At 34.6% G+C, this 26,526-nt stretch carries 16 protein-coding genes and 2 tRNA genes; 4 read left to right on the top strand and 14 right to left on the bottom strand.

From position 1 onward, the window contains the following. The first annotated feature begins 45 nt into the window (after positions 1 to 45). Positions 46 to 1,323: a UDP-N-acetylmuramoyl-tripeptide--D-alanyl-D-alanine ligase gene (locus tag ACEN2N_RS13345; protein WP_441824794.1), complete on the top strand. Its 1,278-nt coding sequence runs from the start codon at positions 46 to 48 to the stop codon at positions 1,321 to 1,323. 17 nt (positions 1,324 to 1,340) lie between these two features. On the opposite strand, the gene ACEN2N_RS13340 is transcribed toward ACEN2N_RS13345, so the two are convergent. The 14 genes from ACEN2N_RS13340 to nhaD all read right to left on the bottom strand — a co-directional run bounded on the left by ACEN2N_RS13340 (position 1,341) and on the right by nhaD (position 18,226). Next, a tRNA-Val gene (locus ACEN2N_RS13340) sits at positions 1,341 to 1,415 on the bottom strand. A gap of 93 nt (positions 1,416 to 1,508) precedes the next feature. Continuing rightward, complete coding sequence (locus ACEN2N_RS13335) at positions 1,509 to 2,780, bottom strand: Nramp family divalent metal transporter (RefSeq protein WP_441824793.1); 1,272 nt, start codon at positions 2,778 to 2,780, stop codon at positions 1,509 to 1,511. Positions 2,781 to 3,008: 228 nt separating this feature from the next. Continuing rightward, complete coding sequence (locus ACEN2N_RS13330; RefSeq protein WP_441824792.1) at positions 3,009 to 3,710, bottom strand: FadR/GntR family transcriptional regulator; 702 nt, start codon at positions 3,708 to 3,710, stop codon at positions 3,009 to 3,011. 224 nt (positions 3,711 to 3,934) lie between these two features. Continuing rightward, positions 3,935 to 4,912 (bottom strand): polysaccharide lyase family 7 protein, encoded by a 978-nt coding sequence (locus tag ACEN2N_RS13325; protein ID WP_441824791.1) that lies wholly within the window; start codon positions 4,910 to 4,912, stop codon positions 3,935 to 3,937. Between the two features lie 8 nt (positions 4,913 to 4,920). Beyond that, positions 4,921 to 5,844 (bottom strand): polysaccharide lyase family 7 protein, encoded by a 924-nt coding sequence (locus ACEN2N_RS13320; protein ID WP_441824790.1) that lies wholly within the window; start codon positions 5,842 to 5,844, stop codon positions 4,921 to 4,923. A gap of 127 nt (positions 5,845 to 5,971) precedes the next feature. Beyond that, on the bottom strand, positions 5,972 to 7,930 hold the full coding sequence (locus ACEN2N_RS13315) for a PKD domain-containing protein (RefSeq protein WP_441824789.1): 1,959 nt from the start codon (positions 7,928 to 7,930) through the stop codon (positions 5,972 to 5,974). Positions 7,931 to 7,950: 20 nt separating this feature from the next. After that, positions 7,951 to 9,399, bottom strand: coding sequence for a RagB/SusD family nutrient uptake outer membrane protein (locus ACEN2N_RS13310; protein WP_441824788.1), 1,449 nt, complete (start codon positions 9,397 to 9,399; stop codon positions 7,951 to 7,953). Positions 9,400 to 9,417: 18 nt separating this feature from the next. After that, on the bottom strand, positions 9,418 to 12,522 hold the full coding sequence (locus tag ACEN2N_RS13305) for a SusC/RagA family TonB-linked outer membrane protein (RefSeq protein ID WP_441824787.1): 3,105 nt from the start codon (positions 12,520 to 12,522) through the stop codon (positions 9,418 to 9,420). Between the two features lie 915 nt (positions 12,523 to 13,437). Continuing rightward, positions 13,438 to 13,512, bottom strand: a tRNA-Val gene (locus ACEN2N_RS13300). A gap of 59 nt (positions 13,513 to 13,571) precedes the next feature. Next, a complete protein-coding gene (locus ACEN2N_RS13295; protein ID WP_441824786.1) occupies positions 13,572 to 14,783 on the bottom strand; it encodes a bifunctional folylpolyglutamate synthase/dihydrofolate synthase in 1,212 nt (403 codons plus the stop codon). Then, positions 14,780 to 15,718, bottom strand: coding sequence for an energy transducer TonB (locus ACEN2N_RS13290; RefSeq protein WP_441824785.1), 939 nt, complete (start codon positions 15,716 to 15,718; stop codon positions 14,780 to 14,782). Before ACEN2N_RS13290 ends, ACEN2N_RS13295 begins: the two co-directional genes overlap by 4 nt. After that, positions 15,718 to 16,104, bottom strand: a complete 387-nt coding sequence (locus ACEN2N_RS13285; RefSeq protein ID WP_441824784.1) for an ExbD/TolR family protein — start codon at positions 16,102 to 16,104, stop codon at positions 15,718 to 15,720. The genes ACEN2N_RS13290 and ACEN2N_RS13285 overlap by 1 nt, the downstream gene beginning before the upstream one ends. 9 nt (positions 16,105 to 16,113) lie before the next feature. Next, positions 16,114 to 16,803, bottom strand: a complete 690-nt coding sequence (locus ACEN2N_RS13280; RefSeq protein WP_133688941.1) for a MotA/TolQ/ExbB proton channel family protein — start codon at positions 16,801 to 16,803, stop codon at positions 16,114 to 16,116. A gap of 52 nt (positions 16,804 to 16,855) precedes the next feature. Then, the gene (nhaD, locus tag ACEN2N_RS13275; protein WP_441824783.1) at positions 16,856 to 18,226 is read right to left on the bottom strand and encodes a sodium:proton antiporter NhaD; all 1,371 of its coding nucleotides are present in this window, start codon (positions 18,224 to 18,226) and stop codon (positions 16,856 to 16,858) included. Positions 18,227 to 18,562: 336 nt separating this feature from the next. Between nhaD and ACEN2N_RS13270 the strand changes: the two genes are divergently transcribed. From ACEN2N_RS13270 to ACEN2N_RS13260, 3 genes are all read left to right on the top strand, one after another. Next, the gene (locus ACEN2N_RS13270) at positions 18,563 to 19,702 is read left to right on the top strand and encodes an acyl-CoA dehydrogenase (RefSeq protein ID WP_441824782.1); all 1,140 of its coding nucleotides are present in this window, start codon (positions 18,563 to 18,565) and stop codon (positions 19,700 to 19,702) included. Between the two features lie 320 nt (positions 19,703 to 20,022). Beyond that, positions 20,023 to 24,531, top strand: a complete 4,509-nt coding sequence (gene gltB, locus ACEN2N_RS13265) for a glutamate synthase large subunit (protein ID WP_441824781.1) — start codon at positions 20,023 to 20,025, stop codon at positions 24,529 to 24,531. Between the two features lie 9 nt (positions 24,532 to 24,540). Next, positions 24,541 to 26,007, top strand: a complete 1,467-nt coding sequence (locus ACEN2N_RS13260; protein WP_441824780.1) for a glutamate synthase subunit beta — start codon at positions 24,541 to 24,543, stop codon at positions 26,005 to 26,007. Positions 26,008 to 26,526 lie beyond the last annotated feature (519 nt).

The raw sequence follows: 26,526 nt of genomic DNA, 5'->3' as shown, positions 1-26,526 counted from the left end.
AAAAAAAGCTCCTTTCTTAAGGGGCTTTTTTTTATCTTCGATTTTATGAAAATTCAAGATTTACATTCCGCTTTTTTAGCAAACCCTTCTATCAGTACCGATACCAGAAAAATTAAAGCGAACGACATATTCTTTGCTTTAAAAGGAGATAATTTTAATGGCAATACGTATGCTCAAAAAGCTCTTGATAGCGGAGCAAGCATTGTCATTATCGATGAAGAAGAATATCTAATTGACGATAGAACAATTCTTGTTAAAGATGTATTGACGACACTACAACATCTTGCAAATTTTCATAGAAAACAATCTAAAGCGCAAGTTATAAGTCTAACCGGCAGCAATGGTAAAACCACCACAAAAGAACTAATTAATGCCGTTTTAAGTACCACTTTCAAAACTATAGCTACCAAGGGAAATCTCAATAACCATATAGGTGTTCCATTGACATTATTGACTATTGAACCCGATACTGAAATTGCCATTATTGAAATGGGCGCAAATCACATTAAAGAAATCGAATTTCTTTGCAAAATTGCTGAACCAGATTTTGGGTATATCACAAATTTTGGAAAAGCACATTTAGAAGGTTTTGGCGGTGTTGAAGGCGTTATTAAAGGAAAAAGCGAATTATATGAATATCTCACCTCTCATAAAAAGGGAATTTTTTTAAATGCTGACGACCCTATTCAAAAAACTAAGCTAAGCACTTACACGAAAAAATTTGGTTTTAGTTCTGAGGATTCTAAATACTATATTATTAAATTACTGGAGGCTCAACCATTTGTTCACCTATTAGTAGAAGACATTCGTATGGAGACTAATTTAATTGGTGCGTATAACTTCTCGAACTGTTGTGCAGCAATTATAATGGCTAAATATTTCAATGTTGAGTTAAATGATATAAAAAAGGCACTTGAAAAATATACCCCGGATAATAATAGATCCCAGATATTAAATAATAGCGGACACTATATTGTCTTAGATGCCTATAATGCCAACCCCTCTAGCATGACTGTCGCATTAGAAAACTTTAATTCTTTAAATAAACAACGTAAAGTTTTAATTCTCGGTGATATGTTCGAATTAGGCGAGTCTGCAAAAGAAGAACATCAAAATATTTCAGACTTAGCAGCGGGCTTAAATTTTGAAGAAGTGATATTGGTTGGAGAGAATTTTTACCTAACAGACTCAATCGCTACTAAACTAAAGAATTTTGAAGAATTGAAATCTTACCTAAGTAAAAATCCTTTACAAACTAAATCTTCTATATTGATAAAAGGTTCTAGGGGAATGGCTTTAGAGCGTGTTTTAGATTTGATTTAAAAATATAAATTTTATTGTGGGATATACTGGATTCGAACCGGTGACCTCTGCCCTGTCAAGGCAGCGCTCTAAACCAACTGAGCTAATATCCCTTTAAAATTTGATATAAGGGGATAAAGATACTACATATCCTATTTTAAAATGAAGTGATAAAAGTAAAATTATTCGATTTGATTTTATCTTGATTAAAAATAATCAAATAAGGCAACTATACCATTATAAGAAATTACGCAAGAAAAGAAAAGTGCCGCGAATAGACCAATATTTAGCCACGCACCTGCCTTATATATGGTCATTAATCCTTTATTATTAATTAAGAGAATTATAACTATTATTACCAAGGGCAATACAAATACATTAAAAACTTGCGATAGTATCTGCATTTCAATAGGGTTTGCCCCATAAACAGGTACAATTAAAGCAAATACGCAGGCAATCGCCGTTATAATTCTAAATTGCTTTGAATTGGTATCTAATTCACCAGATTGATAATCTGCCAACAATATAGGTGCAATTAATAAACAAGGAAATATTGAAGATAAGCCCGCACTTAATGTACCAAAAAAGAAAAGTGTAAGCGCAAATTTACCGGCTACTGGCTCTAATGTATTGACCATATCTAATACCTGAGTTACCGGTTGCCCTTGGTGAAATAATGCTCCGCATGCCACAGCCATTACAGATGCACTTATGAAGAACACTAACGTTGCCGCAATTATCGCATCTTTCTTTTGTTGCGAACGATTTTTTATCGTCCATCCTTTTCCTTTTACAAAAAGTGGACGCGACAGAAAAGTTGCTGCCGCCATTGTGGTACCCACAAAAGCAGCTACCATCATTTGACCTCCTTCCACTTTCGGAATTGCTGGTATCAAACCCTTCGCTACCTCAACAGGTAAAGGATATACCATAAACAAAGAAATGATAAATGAGAGCCCCATAATCGTGACAAAAATGACAAGTATTTTCTCAAAGAAGGCATATTTACCGACCATTAAGAACCCATAAAACACCACTATTACCACAATGGCTATTGACAATACCGCTTCATATTTAAGGTCTGCTAAACTTGGAAAATATATTAGAAAAATCTCGTAAATGATATTGGCAGAAATACCTAAAATACCCATTAAGGAATTCCACTGACCAAATGATATACCCAAAATTATAAGAATCGCAATTAACTTACCCCACTTTAAATGTTTCTTAAATGCATACAGTGCTGTTTCGCCCGTAACTAATGCGAAATTTCCGTATGCATACATTAACAACCCCGAAAAAATACAACTGAGAAGAAGCACCCATAAAAGTTGCATGCCATATGTACTACCAGCTACAATCATTGAAGTTACGCTACCGGTACCTATGGTATAGCCTATAGCAAAAATACCTGGTCCAAAAGCGAGAACTACCGCCAATATTTTTTTCCAGATTGATAGTTTAATTGGCTTGCTCATCCATTTGTTCTTTAAGTTTGGTGGTAGGTATCGTAATTGACTGGGGTTCAGTTTAGGTGTTCAGCTCGTGTGAACACTTATTGTAATAATTATTTGAATCTTTACTTTTTCATTGAAATAGACCACGTATTTCTAATTTTAAGCGAAGCTTATTTTGAACCATCGCATAAATGTTAGGTGAGTTTTTTTTAGCAATGCTTATCTAAAAGTCCTCCGTTAGAAAATATTTTAAATATTATAACAATATTGGTAAAGGTTTTTGAAATGCACTTTCATTTTTTCTCTTGCTAATTGCGGATTTTGTTCATTGATAGCATCAAAAATATCTTGATGTTCTTGAATACCTTTAAACGCCATGTCTTTATCGCAAACATGGTATTTTTCAAAATTGGTCAATATCTCTGGTATAATAATAAGCATGAAAGTGTTTAAGGTACTATTTCCACTTGCCTTTGCTATGCCCAAATGAAATAATAAATCTTCTTGAACTGCATCTTCTGCATTTTCAACTTTTTGTTTATACGCATCTAACGAGTTTTTTAATCGTTTCAAATCCTCTTTGGTTCTTCTTCTAGCTGCCAGTCTAACCGTTTTAAGTTCTAACAATATTCTTGTTTCTACTAAAGATTTAAAATCTGGCTCTTCCAATCTTAAAATTTCATTAACCATACCATTCATAGCGATCTGCCCAATATCTGCTACAAAGGTTCCGCTTTGTGGTTTTGAAATTAAAATTCCGTAAAACTCTAATTTTTGAATCGCCTCACGAACACTTGTTCTACTAACCCCAAATTTATCTGAAAGGGATCTCTCGGAAGGCAATTTATCACCGGGTTCGAGATTTTTATGATTCATTAAATCTCGAATCTGAATTACAATATCATTTTGTATTTCTTGGTTTTCGGTCCTTGTGAGGATTTCTATTTTCATATATAGCTTGTCATTAATAGAAAAATGATTAGTAAAACAGTTTGCTGAAAATTAGTTACACAGATGAACAATTGTGTAAAATTAGCTTTCAACGTATTATTATTCAGTTCTAAACCCTAAGGTTAAATGAAGTTTACCGGCCTAAAAAAGACCAGTAAATTCATTTCAACAAATCTAACTCAAACAACTTTCTTATTTACACTAAGTATATTAATCGTAAAACACTAATGTGTTACTTCTAATTCGTAATATTTAACCTTAGCAGAAGCCCCAGCATCTAGGGTTTGCAAATAGTTCCCTGCTTTAAAATAATTTTCAAAAACACCCCATTTTTCCATATGAATGTCTTCATAAACTACAGATTCGGTTTCATTTAAAATAACCTCCATTTTACCATTAGAGGCTATAATTTCGAATGTAAAAATATCTGTACCTATTTCATCAGGGAATGTGTAACCTTCATCATCGCCCCAAGCATCGGTATGTAATATTTCTTCATCTGATGCATTAATATTCTTTAGCACTTTTGTTTTAACCCTAATTTTTCCATTTTGCCAATATATTTTTAATATCGGTGGAGCATTATTATCATTCTCACCAATTAAATCTCGTTGAGCATTGGTTAACCTACCATGAATTTGCATAACCATAGTTCTATGATAATCTCCACTTGCATCTGTTGTTATTTCTGGTACTGACAAAGTACCTTTCATTCTGCCACCTTCTGCAAAAGTCCAATTTGTACTATTACTACCCGGTACCATTTGTTCTCTTAGCTCTGTTCTAGAATATGAAGAGTTCGCTGTAGAAGAACCTGGGGAGGTATAAAAAACTAATGAGCCATCTGTAGAATCATTATACATATAAGGCATTAACTTTTCATTTGTAGCATAATCTAAAATCTGGGGTGGCTCAACCTCATCAGGACTACCGATAGGTAATGTCACTTTCCAATTGCTTAAATTAATATTTGGCAAAAAGAAATCAACCCCTTCTACCCTTACTTCTTCTTCAACCTCTTCTTCTACCTCAGCCTCGGGAGTTTCTTCAACTTCTTCTTCTACTATTACTTCTGGAATAACTACTGGCTCATTTACATCAGAATCGTTACTACAACTATACATAGAAATTACAACAGAAAAAACTATAATGAATTGATAGTTCATCTGTTTACTTACTTCTATTATTTTATTTAATATCATATTTCTAATTATTTATGCTCAACCTCAAGTTCATAAAAACTAACTTTCGCAAATGAGCCTTCATCTCTACTTTGAAAATAATTACCTGCTTTAAAGTAGTTTTCAAATATGCCCCATCGTTTCATATTAGCATCTTCATAGACGGCAAATTCAGAATTATTGAGGGATACTACCATTTTACCATCGGTAACTTTAATTTCAACTTGAAACTTACCGAAGCCTACTTCTTCTTCAAAATTAAATCCTTCATCATCTGTCCACGCTTCTTCATGTAAAATACCTAAAGCGTTTACGCCTGAAAATTTGAGCTTTTTTGTTTTAACTCTAATCTTACCATTCTGCCAATAAATCTTTAATACTGGAGGTGCGTTATTATCTTTTTGACCTATTAATTCTTTTTGCTCGTTGGTTAATCTACCATGTATTTGTAAAATAATTATTTTATGATATTTACCATTACTATCTCTAGAAACCTCATCAACGGAAAGTTTTGCTTTTAAAGTACCGCCTTGACTAAATGTCCAATTGATGTTATCATTACCCGGCACCATTTGCTCTCTAAGTTCTGACCTTGAATATTTAGTATTTGCTGTGGTCGCTGTAGTTGGGTAAGCGTAAAATGTAATTGCTCCTTTCGTTGAATCATTGTACATATAAGGCTTTAAAGTCTCATTTGTACCATAGTTCAAAATCTCGGGCGGTTCAACACTAATTGCGCCTCCTTTTCCTTTTCCTTCAGGTATGGTAACTTTCCAATTACTTAAATCAATTTCTGGTAGTTTTACTTTCTTTTTCTTCTCCTTTTTTTTCTTAACTTTTTCAACTTTAACATTAGCTTCTTCTAAACCATCTGTCTTATTTTGGCCAGACAAACTAAAGGATATAAACGCTATTATTAAAACGGATAGGAATTTTTTCTTAATTCTTTTCATCTTACAAATTATACACATTAAATAGTCTTCAACTTTATCATCTTCATTACTATTGTTATATAACCACCCATACTGTTTTATTAGTATGAGTGGTTTTTATAATTGCTAAAACAATTTGCTTTTAGTATTATTCTGTAATCATAATATTATCAAAGAAAGCTTCGGCAGTGTTATCTATAACCTCTACATTTCTAACATAAATAACAATTTGATTTGTTGAAGCGGTGAACTGGAATGTGTTTGTTGCATAAGCATCACCATCTGTATCATAAATATTTGGTATTGCATAATACGCATCTATTGCCGCATCTGATGTTGACGAATTTATACCCACTTCATCTTCTATTTGTGTATTCAATATAAATACCTCAGATGTAATACCACCTGCGGTAGTTCTTGCATCAATAGAGAACGTATATGTAGAACCTTGCTGAACAGTTACTACTTGATATAATCGACGACCAGTCTCATCTAACTTAGCACCTCTTGTACCGTTATTACCGTCACTAGTAGATCCTGCTTGCTCGCTATTATCACCATAAAAACCTTCTAACCAAGAATCTAAAGCTCCGTTATCCCATAATGGATCGTAAGGACTATCTACCGTATTACCATCATTGTCTACAACTGTGCTGTTAGGCGTCATATCCCAAGCATCGGCATTGTCTCCTGTGTTAACGGTGTACTCATCAAAAGTTCCATTAAGTACTTGCACTACGAAACCTTCTGAAACTACTAACTGTTCGGTAGCAATATGCGTATTACCTGTAATACTATACGCAGTTAAAACAACATCATAGATCCCATCTTCTTCATAAGTGTGCGAAGGATTCATACCAGTAAATTGGTAACCATCCCCAAATTCCCATAGAAGCATAACAGCATCTATTGAAGCATCCATAAAATTAAATGTTCTATAATCATCTGGATCAACTTCAGATGTAAAAGCAGCCGTTACTGGAGCTAATATATTTATGGTCTTACTTAACTCAGTAGAAAGGTTTGAATCATTTATAGCATTTAACGTTACAACATATTCTGCCGCTGTCGAGTAAACATGTGTTGGCGATTCGTCTGTAGATGTATTACCATCTCCAAAATCCCACTCATACGTTACTGCATTTACCGATGAATTATTAAATGTATATTCTAAGTAATTTGTCTCACTCTGTGCAACAGCAAACCCTGCAGACGGAGGCACAGCACCTGCAACACCAATTTCAATAGTGAAATCATCTAATCTTGCTTCAACTTCGCCATTTGTAAAATAAATCGCTACCGTATTATTGATACCAGAATTAAAAGACAATTTCTGTTGTATATAAACATCTGGTTCTGAATCATCTGTCACTGTTACCGAAGCTATAGTTGCCTCTGCCGCTTCTTCTTTTGTTGCAAATGGTCCGTTTTCGGTAACCCCTAATACAGATATTGTCAACGAAGGATCAGAAGAACCACTCAACATTGTATACCAAAAACTTAAATCATAATTCATGTCTGGCTCTACCGTTATTTCTTGATAACCTACACGATCACCTGCAGGCACTGGTAATTTAGCACCTTGATCGCCGAATGTTACTGGACTTCCTGTAATTTGAATTACTCCGCCCAAATCATTATTTCTCCAAGAATCTCTACCATCTCCACCACCTTCAGGCAAGGTATCATCTTCAAAACCCGGTTCTAATATTATAGGTTGAAATGGACCTTCTACAACTATGACATCTACAGTTGTTGTACCAACAACGGAATTTCCATCAGAAGCCGTTAATGTAACAGCATAAGTTCCTTCGCCTTCAAATGTAAAGGAAGGGTCTTGATCAGTTGATGTATTACCATCTCCAAAATCCCATACATAGGTAGAAGCTTGTGTAGCAAGATTGGTGAAATTTATTATTCTAAAATCATCTGATGAACTCGCATAAGAAAAATTAGCCTCAGGAAAAACCGTGTCAACCTTAGAGTTTGTACCCGGTAATTCATCTCTGAACATTTCATCACCAACACAACTTACGAAAACAATAGCCGAAACCATTGTTAGAAGTACCAGTTTTGTTTTACTGCATATATTTATTTTTTGTTTCATAATTTTTTATATTAAGAATATTAATATCCTGGATTTTGTGTCAATAGACCACCACTAATATTGATTTCTCTCGCCGGTATCGGCAACAACAATGCCCTTGAAGTATAGACATAACCCATTTCAGTTGCGTGCGCACTAAGAATAGCGTCAGCTACGCCAAACCTAATTATATCGTACCAACGTTGATTTTCAAATGCCAATTCAACACGTCTTTCAACCAAAAGTTCTGTTTTAGAAACGCTTGAAATACTGTTAGGTGCTGTTTCAGGAAAAGCTCTATCCCTTATCTTCTGAAAAGATGCTAGGGCATCTATATTGGTAGTACTTGTACCATCGCCTATAGCCGCTTCTACATGCATTAAAAGAACATCTGCGTAACGCAATGCTATATAATCATTACCAGCATCGCGAGCACTTAAACCATAATCTGGCGGACTGATACTAATATCTGTGCCTTCTGGTAAAAACTTAGTTACCTCTGATGTTGTGTTGAAAGTAATATAAGAAACCTCAGATCTAGCACCACCATATGCAGTAAAGTCTGCAATTAGATTCGCATTTACAATATTCTGACCATCTTCTCTACCTTGACGAAATGTTGATGTGAACTCAGAAGAAAAACTTTGGCTTTCAGCACTGTTACCTGCAGTATATTGAATCGCAAAAATTATCTCATCATTTAATTCATCATAGAACACATCTGAGTAGTTGCTCTCTAAATCAAATTGACCACTATTAATAATAGCTTCGCATAATTGTAGCGCACCAGAATAATTTCTGTTTGGTTGTGTTAAATACACTTTTGCCAATATACCTTGAGCTGCAGCCTTAGAAGCTCTAGATTTAGATGAATTATCTAAAACATTTACTGCTTCTTGTAAATCTTCTACTATTTGAGCGTAAATCTGTGCTTCTGGAATTCTAGTAAAAAGCGCTTCATTATCTGTAGCCCCAACAACTTCTGTTACAAGCGGCACATCGCTAAATAAACGAACCAAATTAAAGTAAGCATAAGCTCTTAAAAACTTAGCCTCCGCAGCATATTTTGCCTGATTGCCAGCATCAGCTACATCAATATAATTTAATATGTTATTAGCTCTAAAAATAACCTCGTACATAGATTGGTAGTAATCTTCAGATTCTACATTGTTAGCATTAACTATATATCTGTGAAAATCTGATTTTGAACCTTCTAAGGTTGCATTTCTAGTATTATCCGATCTATGCTCAGTTAAAAGATGCTCAAATTGAACCCCTCTATTTGCGTCGCCGATATTGGTCGTGGTATTTTCATTGACACCTTGTAAAGCATCATAAATACCTATAACCCCAGATTGTACATCTGCATCAGATTGAAAAAATGATTCGACTGCCACTGCTGTCTCTGGCAATGGGTTTAAAAAATCATCACTACAAGATAGAAAAGCTATTCCTGCTATAGTAAAGATCAAATATTTTATATGTTTCATAATATGTATCTTTTAAATTTAAAAATCAATGTTAAGACCCAATGTCATCGTCTTGAAAATAGGAGTACCAGCTCTTTGAGAACCATATGCTCTTGGGTTTGACCCGTCTACATGTTCTGGATTAAAACCATGATAATCGTCTGCAGTGATATATAACAAATTTTGAGCTGTAGCATAAATTCGTAAACCATTTATACCAATTTTAGACGTTACCTCATCTGAGAAATTGTAGCCAACATTTACATTTCTTAAAGAGAAGTAGTCTGCACTAGCAATTACTTCGCTGGTTAACACCTTTTCTTGAATAAATGAAACATGTGGTACAAGACCATCGGCTACCGCTTGGGCTTCGCCTCCACTTCTAGTTCTATTACCAAACCAGTTGTAGAAATATTGATCACCAATATTATTGACCTGACCTCCTAAGCTACCTTGAACCATGAAGGATAAATCGAAGTTGCCGATTTGAAATTCATTGGTAAAACTGTATACCAAATCTGGGTATGGATCACCTAAAATTGTCTTATCCTCCTCAGTAATAATTCCATCTCCATTTAAATCTTTTACAACGGTATCGTCTGCTTGACCATTAATTCTGTTCCATGGATTATCAACATAAGTTGTTCTAAACTGTGTGTCATCATATACATCTGTATCTACCACATAACCCCAAAAAGAAGATATTGGCTCTCCAATGCGATTGATCCATTGAGAATTTCTACCATAATCATCCTCAATTAATGCGTTGTTAGAATCACCAAAACTTAACAACTCGTTTTGGTTGGTCGATGCTATAATTGTAGAGTTCCATCTGAATTTTTCACTAACAATGTTTTTAGTTCTTAATTCAACCTCTATACCCTTGTTTTGTACTTCTCCTAAATTTACAATACCACTTGTAAACCCTGTGATATAAGAAACAGGATTTTCTAAAAGTAACTCATCACTAGTTCTTTGGTAATAATCAACAGATCCTGATATTCTATTACCTAAAAAACCATAATCTAAACCAATTGTTAGTTCTTCTGAAGCTTCCCACTGCAATAATGCATTTGCAATGTTACGTGGCGATACACCAGCAGCAATACTACCATCTGTAATTGCATTTGAGTTTTGCAATAAAGCCAGGTAAGGATATAAGTTCACATTATCATCACCTACATTAAAGTTCTCTGCACCGGTAAGACCGTAACTAGCTCTGAACTTTAAATTACTTACAACATCGCTATTCAATAAGAAGTTTTCTTTAGCAACATTCCACCCAACAGATACTGCCGGGAAATTACCGTACTTAGAATCTACACCGAAAACAGAACTGCCATCTCGTCTAAAAGATGCATTCACTAAGTATTTATCTTTATATGCATAATTAACTCTAGCGAAATAACCTACTTTTTTAAGCTCTGTATTAATTTCTGTTGGATTATCGATTAAGGTAGCTCCTTGAAAGTTTTTCAATAAATCATTAGAAAACCCGCCACCTGAACTGATACTTTCTTCCGATTTTCTTTGTTGAACGGTCATACCCGCCAATAAGTTTAAATCATGATTATCGCCAAATGTTTTAGAATAATTCAATGTATTATCTAAGACCAATCTAGTTCTTGACCTGTTAGAAAGATAATATGCCGCTCTACTGTTACCAGCTGCATGATGTAATGTACCATCATATCTTGTTCTCTTTCTCTGCTCCAGAGTAACCCCTAGAGAAGTTTTTGCAGTAAGACCATCTAATAATTCATAGCTTAAGTACGTAGAACCAAACAACTTTGTATTGTATTCATAATGTTCTCTTTCTACATATTGCGCATATGGGTTAGAATCACCAGATGTACGAGGGCGCTCATTATTACCATCATTATCCAAATCTAAATTCTTTAAATGGTTTTCATAAAAATAATCTCCAACACCAACATCTGGGTAAACATCTCTATCAATAAATTGTAAAGATGATTCTGTATGATATATTGGCAACCAAGGCGATTGACGAATTGGATTGTGTATTGATGTGGGTAATCTTCTCTGAAAAGTATAAGAAGGTGTAGCACTTAAGCCAAATCTTACTTTATCTCCAAATTTAGAATCCATTTTTAAATTTGCCGTATACAATTTATAATCATCAGTGATTACTACACCCTCATCATGTAACGCTCTTAAAGATGCGCTGAATTTTGTATCTTCCGTACCACCTCTTGCTGAAAAAGAATGACTTGTTACATTACCACCATCAAAGAAAACATCTTGCCAATCTCTATCGACAACTGTCGTAGAAACTAATAATTGAGCATATAGTGTTTCTCCAGAAAGTGTACCGGTAGCAGCCTGTTCTCTCTTTGCCCAGTCTGCAACACTTTTCTTATAATCATCGCTACCGTGTGCCTGCTTATAACCAGTATAAGTCTGGTAACTAAATTTTGTTTTACCAGCTTTACCACTTTTTGTTGTAATCAATATTACCCCGTTAGAACCTTCACTACCATAAATAGCAGCAGATGCAGCATCTTTTAAAACTTCAAAAGATTCTACATCGTTCATATTAATATTTCCAAGAAATTCAGAACTTACAACTATACCATCAACTACTAAAGCCGGGCCTGAATCTGCAGTTACAGAACCTACACCCCTAATTGTAATCGTTGGCGCCCCACCTGCCTCGGCATTGGTAGCTTGTATATTTACACCCGATACTTGACCGATTAAAGCATCATCTACTCTAGATACCGCTATTTGATCTAATGTTTCGTTCGTAACTTTTGATATCGAACCAGTTAAGGTCGATTTCTTTTGTGTACCATAACCAACTACTACAACTTCATCTAGTTGACTGGCATCTTCCTTTAAAGTTACACTAACTGTTTTTTGAGCAACAATAGCTACTGTTTGCGTACTATACCCTATATAAGAAAACCGCAAAATATCTCCACTCTTAACTTGAATGGAAAAGTTACCATCAAAATCTGTTTGGGTTCCTCTTGTTGTATTTGCTACAACTATATTTGAACCTGGTATCGGTACATTGTTTGCATCGATCACTGTACCTGTTAGGTCATAAGTGTCTTGTGCAAATAATTGAATGTTGACAAGCAACATTGCAACCATAAAAATTTTCAATTTAAAATTCATCTGTGTTAAATTAAGTTAGTTCTGTTGAATAGGCTAACACGCCATCTTTTTGATCTACTTAAAATGCGATTACTTTTGTCGCATCATAATCTTCAATTTACCAATACACACATTTCATAAAAACCAATGAAATTCCGTATTTTTACAGGAAATATGTCTATCGTAGTATTTACATGTTTGGTATTACTTCCCTTCTAAATGAAGTAAATTTTTTAATTAAAAGGATGGGCGAGCACCCGTCCTTTTTTATGCCACTTTCTTTTAAGGTTTCATGTCTATTTTTTTAGTTAATAATAGTTTGTTTATAATCATATTTTAACTGGTTTACCAAATTGGTTCATCAAACTGGTTTACCAAATATATGTTATTATATTGTTAAAAAAAATTACTTCAATTAATAAAGCCTTAAAATTTTAAGATTTAACATAATTAAATCTTCTTAAATTAGATATTTCATAATTATATATGCTAATTAATCTGTGCTATACAATTTTAAAGTAAACAGCTACATTATTGGGCTACGGGAGATTGAGCCACTATTAGAATGAAAGTTATTGAAAAGAATTACAGTGAATAAAATAATGTACCACATGATAGAAACTTGATTATCATTTAAACCTAATTTCTTGATATTACCCAGAATTATACTTGATTTTTTTAACTACACCCTATATAATAGGTTGGGTGAAATTAATGGATGGTTCTGTGATGACGGAATAATGATTACAAGAAATAATTGATAATTACCAAATCTAATTACCTATCAGGTGCAGAGATTATATGCGAAATAACACCTACTTTTTTTTGCACCTAAAAAAGTGATTCAGAATCGATTTAAAATAACAGAAGTATAACTATTAGGAAAGTGCTAAAAATAAAAAAAGGCTTTCATTTTCATGAAAGCCTATTAACCTGTGGGCCCTACTGGATTCGAACCAGTGACCCCCTGCTTGTAAGGCAGGTGCTCTGAACCAACTGAGCTAAGAGCCCCAAAAGGAGTGCAAATATATAATACTTTTACATTCCACAAAAGAAAAATCAATAAAAATTTAAAGAACTTCTGCTACAACAAAATTACTACCGCCAACATATATAAAATCATTCTTTTTAGCATGTTTTTTCGCCGATTTAAATGCCTTATTTACAGACTTATAAACCTTACCCTTAAAATTAAGGTCATAAAATAGCTCTGCCAAAATATTTTCATCTAGCCCTCTAAATATTTTCGGTTTGCAAAAATAATATGTTGCGTTTTTAGGAAATAAAGGTATAATTTGACTAATATCTTTGTCTTTTACGAAACCTACTACTATATGAAGATTTTCATATTGCTGGGTTTTTAGTTGGTCTAAAACTATAGATATACCTTCTTTGTTATGGGCAGTATCACAAATTATCGTTGGTTCTTCACCAATTTGTTGCCAACGCCCCATCAATTTGGTATTTTCAATTACTCGCTTTAATCCTAAAACAATATCGTTTTCTTCAACTTTAAAATTAGACAATACGTTTAAAGTCGCTAAAACGCCTTTTATATTTTTCTTTTGATAAGAACCTATTAAGCCAATTTCATAAGGAGGATACACATTATCTTCTGCAAATATTATAGGTGAATTTACCTCTTTTGCTTTCGCCTTAAATACCGGCGCTGTCTCATCATTATATTCACTTATAACCACAGGCACATGAGACTTTATAATACCAGCTTTCTCTTTGGCGATTAGTGGAATGGTATGACCAAGCATATCAACATGGTCTAAGCCAATATTTGTAATTAAAGCAACCTCTGGTAAAATAATATTGGTAGAATCAAGCCTACCGCCTAAACCAACCTCTATTACCGCTATATCTACTTTCTCATATTCAAAATATGAGAACGCCATACCTACGGTCATTTCAAAGAATGAAAGTTTGTTAGAAACAAAATAAGATTGATTTTGAGCAATAAAATCTACCACCCAGCTCTTTCCTATTTTTTTTCCATTAATACGAATACGCTCTCTAAAATCTTTTAAATGAGGTGAAGTATAAAGTCCGACCTTATAGCCTGCTTCTTGCAAAACAGACGCTAGTAAGTGACTGCTTGAGCCTTTACCGTTAGTACCGGCAACATGAATACTCTTAAATTTTGTATGTGGATTATCTAAATGTTCGGCAAATGAAGTAATGCCATCTAGTTTCGAATTAAAGGCTACTTTACCTTTATTCTGATACATTGGAAGTTGTGCAAACATCCAATCTAATGCTTCTTTATAGGTCACTCTCCAAGCTTAAAGTTAACAACTACGAAACCAACTTGTTGATTTGGGGCATTGCTATCTAAATTCCATTTATGCATGAATGCCGTCTTTTTAGCTGGTTCCAATAAACACGGATTATTGTTTGTAGTACCACGAACGCCTGGCTCAGCACTAATTACTTTTCCATTTCTGTCAACAACAATTTTCACTACTACTCTACCAGATTCATTGCATTCTTGCTGCACTTTTCCCTTATTTACTAACGAACGACCATTTAATCCGTATCCCCCAGTTCCACTTCCACTACCAGGACTTCCATAATAACTAGTTGCGTACGGGTCACCATCTGGTTGACCTTTATCTCCTGCTTTGTTATCATCGCCTTCGCTACCCGATGCCGTACCCTCAGACTTATTGAGTCCACCCATCATAGCATCTAAGGCTCTCTTTTTAGCTTCTTGTTCTTGTCGAGCCTTATCTTCAGCATCTTTCTTTTGTTTCGCAATTTTAGCCGCCTCTGCCTTTTTCTTATTTTCAACTGCTTCTGCCTTTCTCTTGGCATCTGCAGCTGCCTCATCAGCCTTTCTTTTAGCTTCTTTAGCTTGATTTATTTTTATTGCCTCTTCGTTTTCTTGAGTCAATAATTTTTCTGCTGGGGCATCTTTCTCAGCCGTTGCTTCCCCTACTTCTTCTTCAGGCAATTCTACAGCCTCTTCCACCTCTTGTTTTGTAGGTTCTACTGGCGGAGTATCTAATGGCTCTGATTGTATTTTTTCTTTTGGCTGCACTTTACCGCTACCAAATTCCATAGTTCCAAAATTGACCGAGATTCCATTCTCTTCTGGCGGATCCATGTATGTTAGACCAATATAAAATAAAACCAATAACAGTGTACTCAACAACAATGTGGTAAGTGTCAACGATTTCTTTTTATGTTTTGTGTCTAAAAATGCCATTAATTTGGACGTACCGCTAAAATAACTTTAAAATTATTTCTATTCGCGATATCCATAACATTTACGGCTTCTTTAATCGCGACACTTTCTTCTGCTCTTAAAATTATAGTAGGATTATCTTGACCTGCTAATGCTTTCTTAAGCTCTATCTCAATATATTCTCCATTGATACGTTCATCATTAACGAAATATTGAAGATTCTTATCGATGCTGACCGAAACGTTCTGGGTATTTGTAGATTTTCCTTTAGCCTTTGGCAACAACAAATCTAAAGCGTTCGGTGAATTAGCCGTTAGCATGAAAAATATCAACAACAAGAATACAATATCTGTCATTGAAGACATGCTAAAGTCTGGACTGACTTTATTTCTTCCTTTTAATTTCATATTATAAAATTAAAGAGGTTCGTTTAATAGATCTAAGAATTCTACCGCGTTAGCTTCCATTTTATGAACCACCTTATCGGTTCTGTTCACCAAATGGTTATACCCAACGTAAGCAATAATACCTACTATTAGACCCGCTACCGTCGTAGTCATCGCAGTATAAATACCTGAAGCCAAAGACCCCATCTCTGCTTGACCGCCACTACTGGCCATTTCATGAAAGGCAAGTATCATACCTATTACCGTACCCAAGAAACCAATCATTGGTGCCGCACCTGCTACCGTAGCAAGTATACTTACATTTTTCTCTAGCTTGTATACCTCTAAAGTACCAGCATTTTCAATTGCGGTATTTATATCGTCTAATGGCTTACCAATTCTAGATACACCTTTCTCGGTTAATCTAGCTACTGGCGAATCAGTTTGCGCACAAAGAAGTTTTGCAGCATCTAATTTACCCGAAGTAACATAATCACGAATTTGATTCATGAAATTCTTATCTATTTTAGATGCCGCATTTACAGCAAGCAAACGCTCAAAATAGATATACAACGCTACACCTAACATTATAAATAGTACTGAAATAATGATGACACTACCCGTACCCCCATTAAATATTAAATCTATAACCGAAAGAGTTTTCTCTTCAGACAATAATTCGTCGCTCGCATTTTGAGCCAAATCCTGGAATAATAACATAGTATTCTTTAAGTATTGAATTTGCCTTTATAACGATGAATTGCGAATTAAATTATACGTTAAGTACAAAATCTCTTAACAATATAAAAACTATGGCTCCACTAATAAAACCTGCGAATGCCAACCATGCAATTTTTTTAAGATACCAGAAAAAATCAATTTTTTCCATACCCATTGCAACAACACCTGCTGCCGAACCAATAATCAACATACTACCACCTGTACCAGCAGAATATGCGATAAAATGCCATAGTGGATTATCTAAAGGCTCGCTAAACATACCCATACTTGCCGCAACTAATGGTACGTTATCAATAACCGCCGATCCCAAACCAAATAATAATACTACAATATCAGTATTTGGTATTGCTTCATTAAGTGCACCTGCAGCATTAAAAAGTATTCCTAATGACTCTAAAGCAGCAACCGCTAATAAAATTCCTAAGAAGAATAATATACTTGGCAATTCTATTTTAGATAAAGAGTGGTGAACAGGGCTATGGTGACCTTCACTATCTTGTCCTTCTTGATCCACTGAAGAGATGCTAAACTTCTTATTACTATATATTTCAGCGAAAGTCGCTACAACAGCCAATGATAACATCATACCAACATATGGTGGTAAATGTGTAACTGTTTTAAAAATAGGCACGAACAAAATAGCACCTAGACCTAAATATAACATTACTCCACTATACTTAGATTTAGATTTTTCTTCGTCTAATTCCCCATCGATCAAACCTTTGAAAACTTTAAACCTACTTGCAATCACCACAGGTACAATCATACAAACTAATGAAGGTAAAAGAACATGAAGCACTAACTGACCGGCACTTACTCTATTCGCAATCCACAACATTGTTGTTGTAACATCGCCAATTGGTGACCAAGCACCACCAGCATTAGCCGTTATAACAATCATACCTGCAAACCATAATTTTGTTTCTCTATCCTTAATAACTTTTTGCAGTATAGTTATTAAAACTATAGTAGCTGTAAGGTTATCAATAATAGCGGACAATATGAATGCTAATATTGAAAATAACCAAAGTAACTTTCCTTTATTTTTGGTTTTAATAAAGCCTTTTATAGTAGCGAAACCATCGAAATAATCAATTATCTCCACAATAGTCATAGCACCTAACAAGAAGAACAGTATTTCAGCAGTTTTACCCAAATGATGTAAAAGAGATTCCTCCATCATATGCATTCGATCCAAATGACCGAATTTATCAAATCCATCAACAAGACTTTGATGAGCTGAATCAAACCAGTTTTCATAACCATCTATTCCAAGAGCAATCAGAGCCCAAAGTATAGCCATCATAGCTAATGCTGGAATTAATTTATCTATTTTAAGATTGTGTTCTAAGGTAATGGCAAGGTATCCTGCCAAAAAAACAATAACAATGATGGTTTCCATATTAGTTGGTTTTTTTGAGTAACTAGTTAGTAGTTGTAAATATAGGTTCTAATTCTAAAAAATAAATCTTCCAAATATATTTAAAATTGTCTGTGAATTCCTAATGAATTGACAATAATACCGAAGTTATTTGACTTCCAAATACTTAAATCGATACTATTCTAAATTTAACAAGTTTTTAGTGACCACATTTTAACATCTAAGAAAATGTTAAATAGTCATCTCTAAAAAATTTACAACCACATTTGTTATAAAATCGATTAAAAGAGACTTTTTAAGTTGAATATTTAACGAGTATATCTTTATCTTTGAGAAGATAACTTTTATAAAATTTACATGGATTTTTCTTTAACTGAAGAACAACAACTTATTCAACAAGCTGCGCGCGATTTTGCACAAAGCGAATTACTACCTGAGGTAGTGGAACGTGATGATGCACAAAGGTTTCCTAAAGAAGAGGTCAAAAAATTAGGCGAACTCGGATTTTTAGGAATGATGGTAGATCCAGCTTATGGCGGTAGTGGTTTAGATACCTTATCATATGTATTGGCCATGGAAGAAATTTCTAAGATTGATGCCTCTACTTCTGTAATTATGTCAGTAAATAATTCTTTGGTTTGCTGGGGATTAGAAAAATTTGGTTCTGAAGCTCAAAAAGAAAAATATCTTACCAAGCTTTCAACCGGCGAACAAATTGGCGCATTCTGTCTTTCTGAACCTGAAGCTGGTAGCGACGCTACTTCTCAAACAACAACAGCAATAGATATGGGCGACCATTATATTGTTAACGGTACTAAAAACTGGATTACCAATGGCGGCACAGCTAGCACATATATTGTTATAGCCCAAACCGATAAAGAGAAAAAACACAGGGGAATAAATGCTTTAATTATTGAAAAAGGTGCTCCAGGATTTGAAATTGGTCCTAAAGAGAACAAATTAGGGATTAGAGGTAGCGACACTCATTCTTTGATTTTCAACGATGTAAAAGTACCTAAAGAAAATAGAATTGGTGAAGATGGCTTCGGTTTCAAGTTCGCCATGAAAACTTTGGCCGGTGGTCGTATTGGTATTGCTGCACAAGCATTAGGCATTGCTGCAGGTGCTTACGAATTAGCTTTAAAATACTCTAAAGAACGAAAAGCGTTCGGTACCGAGATTAGCAATCATCAAGCCATAGCTTTTAAACTTGCAGATATGCATACCGAGATTCAAGCAGCAAGGTTACTTGTATATCAATCTGCTATGGATAAGGATAATGGTAATGATTATGACCTTTCTGGCGCTATGGCTAAATTATATGCTTCAAAAGTTGCGATGGAAACAACCGTTGAAGCCGTTCAAATTCATGGCGGAAACGGATTTGTAAAAGATTACCACGTAGAAAGATTAATGAGAGATGCAAAAATCACTCAGATATACGAAGGTACTTCCGAAATACAAAAAATCGTAATTTCAAGAAGTATTCTGAAGTAAAGAAGTGCTTTTATAATAAACACCCCTATAATTTATAGGGGTGTTTTTATTTTAAGTCAACACTAACTTTGTTACCCTCTCAATAAAGTTAGACTTAATTGTTAGAAAGTTGTATAAACTGCAACTTACCCCCTTAGTCAACCCTTCATTTACGTAATATTAACTTAAATTTATCAATCTGATAAATTGAAGGTTTTAAAAATCCATAATTATCGATTTTTTAAGCTTTTATTTATTCTGTTGAGTTTTTTACTAGAATTTGTTCAAATCATTGAATATAATTCAATTAAATTGATATTTTTGAAGAAATACCACAAAGGATGACACTGAAAAAGCAAGGATTATATCTACCGGAATTTGAACATGATAACTGTGGGGCTGGATTTATTTGTAGCCTTAAAGGAAAAAAGTCCAACGACATTATACATAAAGCGTTGGAAATCCTTGAACGATTAGAACATAGAGGTGCTGTAAGTGCTGATGGTAAAACAGGTGATGGAGCGGGTATATTAATAGATATACCTCATGATTTTTTTCAGGCTGTTTGTAGTTTTGAATTACCAAAAGCTGGTGATTATGCTGTTGGTAATATATTCTTTCCTCGTAAAGCTAATCAGCGAGATTTTTGTATTTCGGTATTTGAAGAAAATATTAAAAAACAGGGGTTAAAATTATTAGGATGGAGAGATGTACCTGTTAATAGATCAATACCTGGCAGAATTGCTTCTGAAACAGAACCTTTTGTAAAGCAGATTTTTGTTGCGAAAGAAAACGAAGAACAAGACTTTTTTAATTTTAACCTAAAATTGTTCATTGCTAGAAAAGTAACGGAACATACAATTATAAAATCAAAATTATCTGAAAATAAGTTTTTTTACGTACCTAGTCTTTCTACTAAAATAATTATTTTCAAAGGATTATTGATGCCATTAGATATAAGTCTTTATTACTCAGACTTAATGGATTCTAGAGTTGTAACTAGACTGGCATTGGTACATCAAAGATTTTCAACAAATACTTTCCCTACTTGGGATCTGGCTCAACCATTTAGATATATGTGCCACAATGGTGAAATCAACACCTTAAGAGGAAATGTAACTCGAATGTTCTCTAGAGAAGAGCTGTTAAAGAGTGATGTATTCGGTGATGAAATTAAAAACATACTTCCTGTAATTTTACCTGGCAAATCAGATTCTGCGACTATGGATATGGTTGTTGAGCTATTACTTATGACCGGTAGATCATTACCAGAAGTAATGATGATCCTAGTTCCTGAAGCTTGGGAGAAAAATGCAGAGATGTCTGATGCTAAAAGAGCATTCTACGAATATCATTCTTGTATGATGGAACCATGGGACGGACCAGCGTCTATTCCATTCACAGATGGTAATTTTATTGGTGCCGTTTTAGACAGAAACGGACTAAGACCTTCTCGATATACTGTAACGAAAGATGACTATGTCGTTATGTCTTCAGAAACTGGTGTTGTAGATATTACTCCAGAAAATGTAGAATTTCATGGTCGATTACAACCAGGTAAGATGTTCTTGGTGAATATGGAAGAGGGCAGAATTATTAACGATGAAGAAATTAAAGAGAACATTGCTAAAAAATTCCCTTACCAGAAATGGCTAGATGATAACCTTGTTCATTTAAAAGACATACCTTATAATGATTGCCCTTTATTTTTAGGGGAAGAGACTTTAGAAAAAAGGAAATCTGTTTTCGGCTATACATTAGAAGACATTAACACCATAGTGTTACCAATGGCTAAAGCTGGTAAAGAACCTATTGGATCAATGGGTTCAGACACACCAATTGCTGTTTTATCTCAACGCCCTCAATTAATATATAATTACTTTAAACAATTATTCGCCCAAGTTACGAATCCGCCTTTAGATGGTATTCGTGAAGAATTGATTACAGATATCAGTTTAACTTTAGGTAGCGACCATAATATTTTTGAATTTACAGAATTACACTGTAGAAAGCTTAAAATTCAAAACCCGGTTATTTCTAAAGAAGATTTAGATAAAATTAAAAATTACGATGTTAGTCCAGATTACAAAGTAGTTTCAATACCTATGCTATATCCTATTAAACAAGGGCATAATGGATTAGAAGATGCACTTCAAGCTCTTTTAGAACAAGCACGTAAATCAGTAGAAGAAGGCGCTAACATTATCATACTTTCCGATAGAAATGTTACCGAAGAAATGGCTCCTATTCCTGCATTATTAGCTTGTTCATTTGTTAATAGCGGATTGCAAAGGCTCGGCAAACGTTCTAAACTAAGTGTTATAATAGAATCTGCAGAACCGCGAGAAGTACATCATTTTGCCTTATTATTTGGCTTCGGCGCAAGTGCTATTAATCCATATTTGGTTAATGAAATTATCGCTGAGCAAATAGAAGAACATGATATTACAGAAATATCATTTGACGATGCTATTAAAAATTACAATAAAGCTGTAGGCAAAGGTATTTTGAAAGTAATGAACAAAATCGGTATTTCAACATTGAACTCATACCGAGGTTCTCAACTTTTTGAATGTATCGGCATTAATACTAAGGTGGTTGATAAATATTTTCCGAATACACCAACCCGTATTCAAGGTATTGGTCTATATCAAATAGAAAAAGAAATTGCTTTACGTCACCATAAGACTTTTAGCAAAAAACATATTGATGCTACTTTAGATTTAGAAATTGGTGGTGAATATAGATGGAGAAGAGATGGTGAAAAACACATGTTTAATCCATTATCCATTGCCAAACTACAAAAGTCTGTTCGTAATAATGAACCAGATACTTATAAGGAGTACTCTAATATGGTTAACGAGCAATCTAAAAACCTGATGACTATTAGGGGTCTTTTTGAATTCTCTAATTATGACCCAATTCCCTTAGAAGATGTTGAACCATGGACAGAAATTGTAAAAAGGTTTAAAACCGGTGCAATGTCTTACGGATCTATCAGTAAAGAAGCACATGAGAATTTAGCGATTGCCATGAACCGTATAGGTGGCAAAAGTAATTCAGGCGAAGGTGGTGAAGATGAAAATAGATTCTATAAGAATTCTACTGGTGATTGGAGAAATAGTGCCATAAAACAAGTTGCCTCTGGTAGATTCGGAGTTACTTCTAATTATTTGACCAACGCCAAGGAAATTCAAATAAAAATGGCTCAAGGTGCCAAGCCTGGTGAAGGAGGTCAATTACCTGGACCAAAAGTAAATCCTGAAATTGCGAAAACAAGAAATTCAACACCTTATGTTGGTTTAATTTCCCCGCCACCGCATCATGATATTTATTCTATTGAAGATTTATCTCAACTTATATATGATTTAAAATCTGCTAATAGAAAAGCTAGAATAAATGTTAAATTAGTTTCTGAAGTTGGTGTAGGCACCGTTGCAGCCGGGGTTGCAAAGGCAAAAGCCGACGTAGTATTAATATCAGGTTTTGATGGTGGTACTGGAGCATCCCCTTTAACCTCATTAAAACATTGTGGTTTACCTTGGGAGCTTGGTATTGCCGAAGCCCAACAAACACTTGTTTTAAATGATTTAAGAAATAGAATTGTTCTTGAATGTGACGGACAATTAAAAACTGGTAGAGATGTTGCCATAGCTTGCCTTTTAGGTGCCGAAGAATTCGGTTTTGCTACTGCTCCATTAGTAGCGTCTGGTTGTATAATGATGCGTGTATGTCATTTAAATACCTGCCCAGTGGGTATCGCAACTCAAAATCCTGAACTAAGAAAGAAATTTAAAGGTAAGCCAGAACACGTTGTTAACTATATGTATTTTGTAGCACAAGAACTACGAGAAATCATGGCGCAATTAGGCTTTAAGTCTATTAACGAAATGGTGGGTCAGGTTCAAAAACTAGATCGTAAAAAAGCAATTGATCACTATAAAGCAGCAGGTATTGATTTAACTCCGATATTACATCAAGTAGATGTACCAAAAGGAACTAAATTCTACAATACAGAAAAACAAAAACACGATATAGACAAGTCTATAGAGTTCGATATTATAGCTAAGGCTAATCCGTCGCTATTTAGAAAAGAGAAATTAACTTTAGATTACCCAATTTGTAATACTGACCGTGCCGTAGGAGCAATAATAAGTAATGAAATTTCTAAAACTTATGGTGCAGAAGGCTTACCAATAAACACACTGCGACTTAATTTTACCGGCTCTGCAGGACAAAGTTTCGGTGCATTCGCAACAAGAGGACTTACTATGATTGTTAATGGAAACACTAATGATTATTTAGGAAAAGGGCTTTCAGGTGCCAAACTTGTTATTAAAGTACCAGAAAAATCAACTATAGTACCTGAAGACAATGTAATTACAGGAAATGTTACTTTATATGGAGCTACTGCAGGTAGAGCATACATTAATGGAAAAGCCGGCGAGCGTTTTTGTGTTCGAAATTCAGGAGCTAAGGCGGTAGTTGAAGGTATAGGAGATCACGGTTGTGAATATATGACAGGTGGTGTTGCCGTTATTCTTGGTGAAGTAGGTAGAAACTTCGGAGCAGGTATGAGTGGTGGTATCGCATTTGTTTTAGATGACAACAAAACATTTAAAAAGAGATGTAGCACAGAAGGACTTAACCTTCTAGAAGTAACAGAGACCAATGATATAAAGCAATTAAGAGATTTAATTGAAAGCCATTACAACGCTACATCAAGTCCATTAGCACAACGTATTTTAGAAAACTGGGAATCGTATTTACCTAAATTCGTTAAGGTCTTACCTGAAGAATACAGACAAGCTTTAATCAGATTAGAAGAAGAAAATTTACAAACTATTTAAAATCGGAATATGGGAAAGATTACAGGGTTTTTAGAATTCGATAGAAAAATTGAAGCATACGAACCGGTTGAGGAACGTTTAAAAGATTATAAAGAATTTACAATACCATTACCTGAAAAGGAAATGAAAGAGCAAGGTGCTCGTTGCATGGATTGTGGTATACCTTTTTGCCATAGTGGTTGTCCTTTAGGGAATTTAATTCCTGACTTCAACGATGCAGTATACCGCTCTAAATGGGAGAAAGCGAGTGAAATTTTACATTCTACAAACAATTTTCCAGAGTTTACAGGCAGATTATGCCCAGCACCATGCGAAGAAGCTTGTGTACTTGGTATTAATGAAGATCCCGTAACTATTGAAAATATTGAAAAAAATATTGTTGAAACTGCTTTTAAGAAAGGATGGATTACCGCAAAACCACCTTTAAATAAAACGGGCAAGAAAGTTGCAGTTGTTGGTTCAGGACCTGCTGGTCTTGCAACTGCACAACAATTGAACAGAGCAGGTCATGATGTAACCGTATTTGAACGAGATGAAAAACCTGGCGGATTAATGCGTTATGGTATTCCAGATTTTAAAATGGAGAAAAACGTTATTGACAGACGTTTAGATGTTCTTAAAGAAGAAGGAATAACTTTCAAATGCGGAGTTCATATAGGTTTAGATATTAAAGCGGATACGCTAAAAGAAGAATATGATGCAATAGTATTAACTGGTGGAGCTACCATTAGAAGAAATTTACCCATTGAAGGTTCAGATTTAAAAGGTGTTGTTCAGGCAATGGATTTTCTAGGTCAAAATAATAGACGTGTAGATGGAATTAAAAATTTAGGAGAAGAAATCAAAGCTACAGGAAAAGATGTAGTTGTTATAGGCGGTGGTGATACAGGTTCAGATTGTATCGGTACTTCTTTTCGTCATGGGGCTACTTCTGTATCCAATTTCGAAATTATGCCAATGGCTACAACTGAAAGACCAGAAGGTCAACCTTGGCCATTTTGGCCAATGAGACTAAGAACTAGTTCATCCCATAAAGAAGGTGCTGAACGTTTCTTCAGTATATCTACAAAGAAATTTATTGGTGATGCCGATGGGAATTTAAAGGGATTAATAACTTCAGAAGTAGAATGGGTTAGCACTCCGGGACAACGACCACAATTAAAAGAAGTTCCTGGTTCAGAAAAAGAATGGAAATGTGAATTAGCACTTTTAGCTTTAGGTTTTACTGGATCTGAAAACACAGTTGCTAGTCAATTAGGTTTACAAATGGATGCCAGAACAAACATTAAAGCATCTGAAAATGATTATAAAACAAATGTTGCAGGTGTATTTGCTGCAGGCGACCAAAGAAGAGGGCAATCTCTTATTGTCTGGGCTATATCTGAAGGTCGACAAGCTGCACATCATGTAGATAAATATTTAATGGGAGAAAGTGCTTTACCTCTTAAAGGTGAAGGAGACCTACCAAGAGTTTAATACTCCAACAAATAATATTGAAAAGCCTCAACTAGTTAAATAGTTGGGGCTTTTCAATTTACAACAAGATCTAGCTTACATCTGAATTCACAGGTTATACATACTTCAGTTTTATTGACTACTTCTCACAGTTGAATAAATAATACTCTATTCAAGATTTATTATCAGTTAATATTTTTGAAGATAAACCCATACATGATACATTCTAAGAATATATACACTTATATAGGTACTTCAGCCATAATTATCAATCTGTTATAAAGATTGGAAGAATATCGACTATACTATAACAGCCTTATAACTTTAATTAGTAGTAGTAGTAGTAGTATCGGTAATAGGGACCGTGACAGTTGAGTTGGTATTGCTATTACCCCTTTGCTATAGGGGCGTATATGCAGTATAGTTTGTTGACTTTATGGTATAAAAAAAGCCCTTTACATTGCTGTAAAGGGCTTTCGAAAAAGGCGGCTACCTACTCTCCCACTTGATATAGCAGTACCATCGGCGCAAACGGTCTTA

The sequence above is a fragment of the Maribacter spongiicola genome (assembly GCF_052119685.1).
In the GTDB taxonomy this organism is placed as follows: domain Bacteria; phylum Bacteroidota; class Bacteroidia; order Flavobacteriales; family Flavobacteriaceae; genus Maribacter; species Maribacter spongiicola_A.
The sequence above is the reverse complement of the archived record's forward strand: the minus strand, read 5'-3'. Positions and strand labels throughout refer to the sequence as shown.

Coding starts and splice junctions, on each gene's coding strand:
- ACEN2N_RS13345 (WP_441824794.1), top strand. CDS start 46: ATGAAAATTCAAGATTTACATTCCGCTTTTTTAGCAAACCCTTCTATC.
- ACEN2N_RS13335 (WP_441824793.1), bottom strand. CDS start 2,780: ATGAGCAAGCCAATTAAACTATCAATCTGGAAAAAAATATTGGCGGTA.
- ACEN2N_RS13330 (WP_441824792.1), bottom strand. CDS start 3,710: ATGAAAATAGAAATCCTCACAAGGACCGAAAACCAAGAAATACAAAAT.
- ACEN2N_RS13325 (WP_441824791.1), bottom strand. CDS start 4,912: ATGATATTAAATAAAATAATAGAAGTAAGTAAACAGATGAACTATCAA.
- ACEN2N_RS13320 (WP_441824790.1), bottom strand. CDS start 5,844: ATGAAAAGAATTAAGAAAAAATTCCTATCCGTTTTAATAATAGCGTTT.
- ACEN2N_RS13315 (WP_441824789.1), bottom strand. CDS start 7,930: ATGAAACAAAAAATAAATATATGCAGTAAAACAAAACTGGTACTTCTA.
- ACEN2N_RS13310 (WP_441824788.1), bottom strand. CDS start 9,399: ATGAAACATATAAAATATTTGATCTTTACTATAGCAGGAATAGCTTTT.
- ACEN2N_RS13305 (WP_441824787.1), bottom strand. CDS start 12,522: ATGAATTTTAAATTGAAAATTTTTATGGTTGCAATGTTGCTTGTCAAC.
- ACEN2N_RS13290 (WP_441824785.1), bottom strand. CDS start 15,718: ATGGCATTTTTAGACACAAAACATAAAAAGAAATCGTTGACACTTACC.
- ACEN2N_RS13285 (WP_441824784.1), bottom strand. CDS start 16,104: ATGAAATTAAAAGGAAGAAATAAAGTCAGTCCAGACTTTAGCATGTCT.
- ACEN2N_RS13280 (WP_133688941.1), bottom strand. CDS start 16,803: ATGTTATTATTCCAGGATTTGGCTCAAAATGCGAGCGACGAATTATTG.
- nhaD (WP_441824783.1), bottom strand. CDS start 18,226: ATGGAAACCATCATTGTTATTGTTTTTTTGGCAGGATACCTTGCCATT.
- ACEN2N_RS13270 (WP_441824782.1), top strand. CDS start 18,563: ATGGATTTTTCTTTAACTGAAGAACAACAACTTATTCAACAAGCTGCG.
- gltB (WP_441824781.1), top strand. CDS start 20,023: ATGACACTGAAAAAGCAAGGATTATATCTACCGGAATTTGAACATGAT.
- ACEN2N_RS13260 (WP_441824780.1), top strand. CDS start 24,541: ATGGGAAAGATTACAGGGTTTTTAGAATTCGATAGAAAAATTGAAGCA.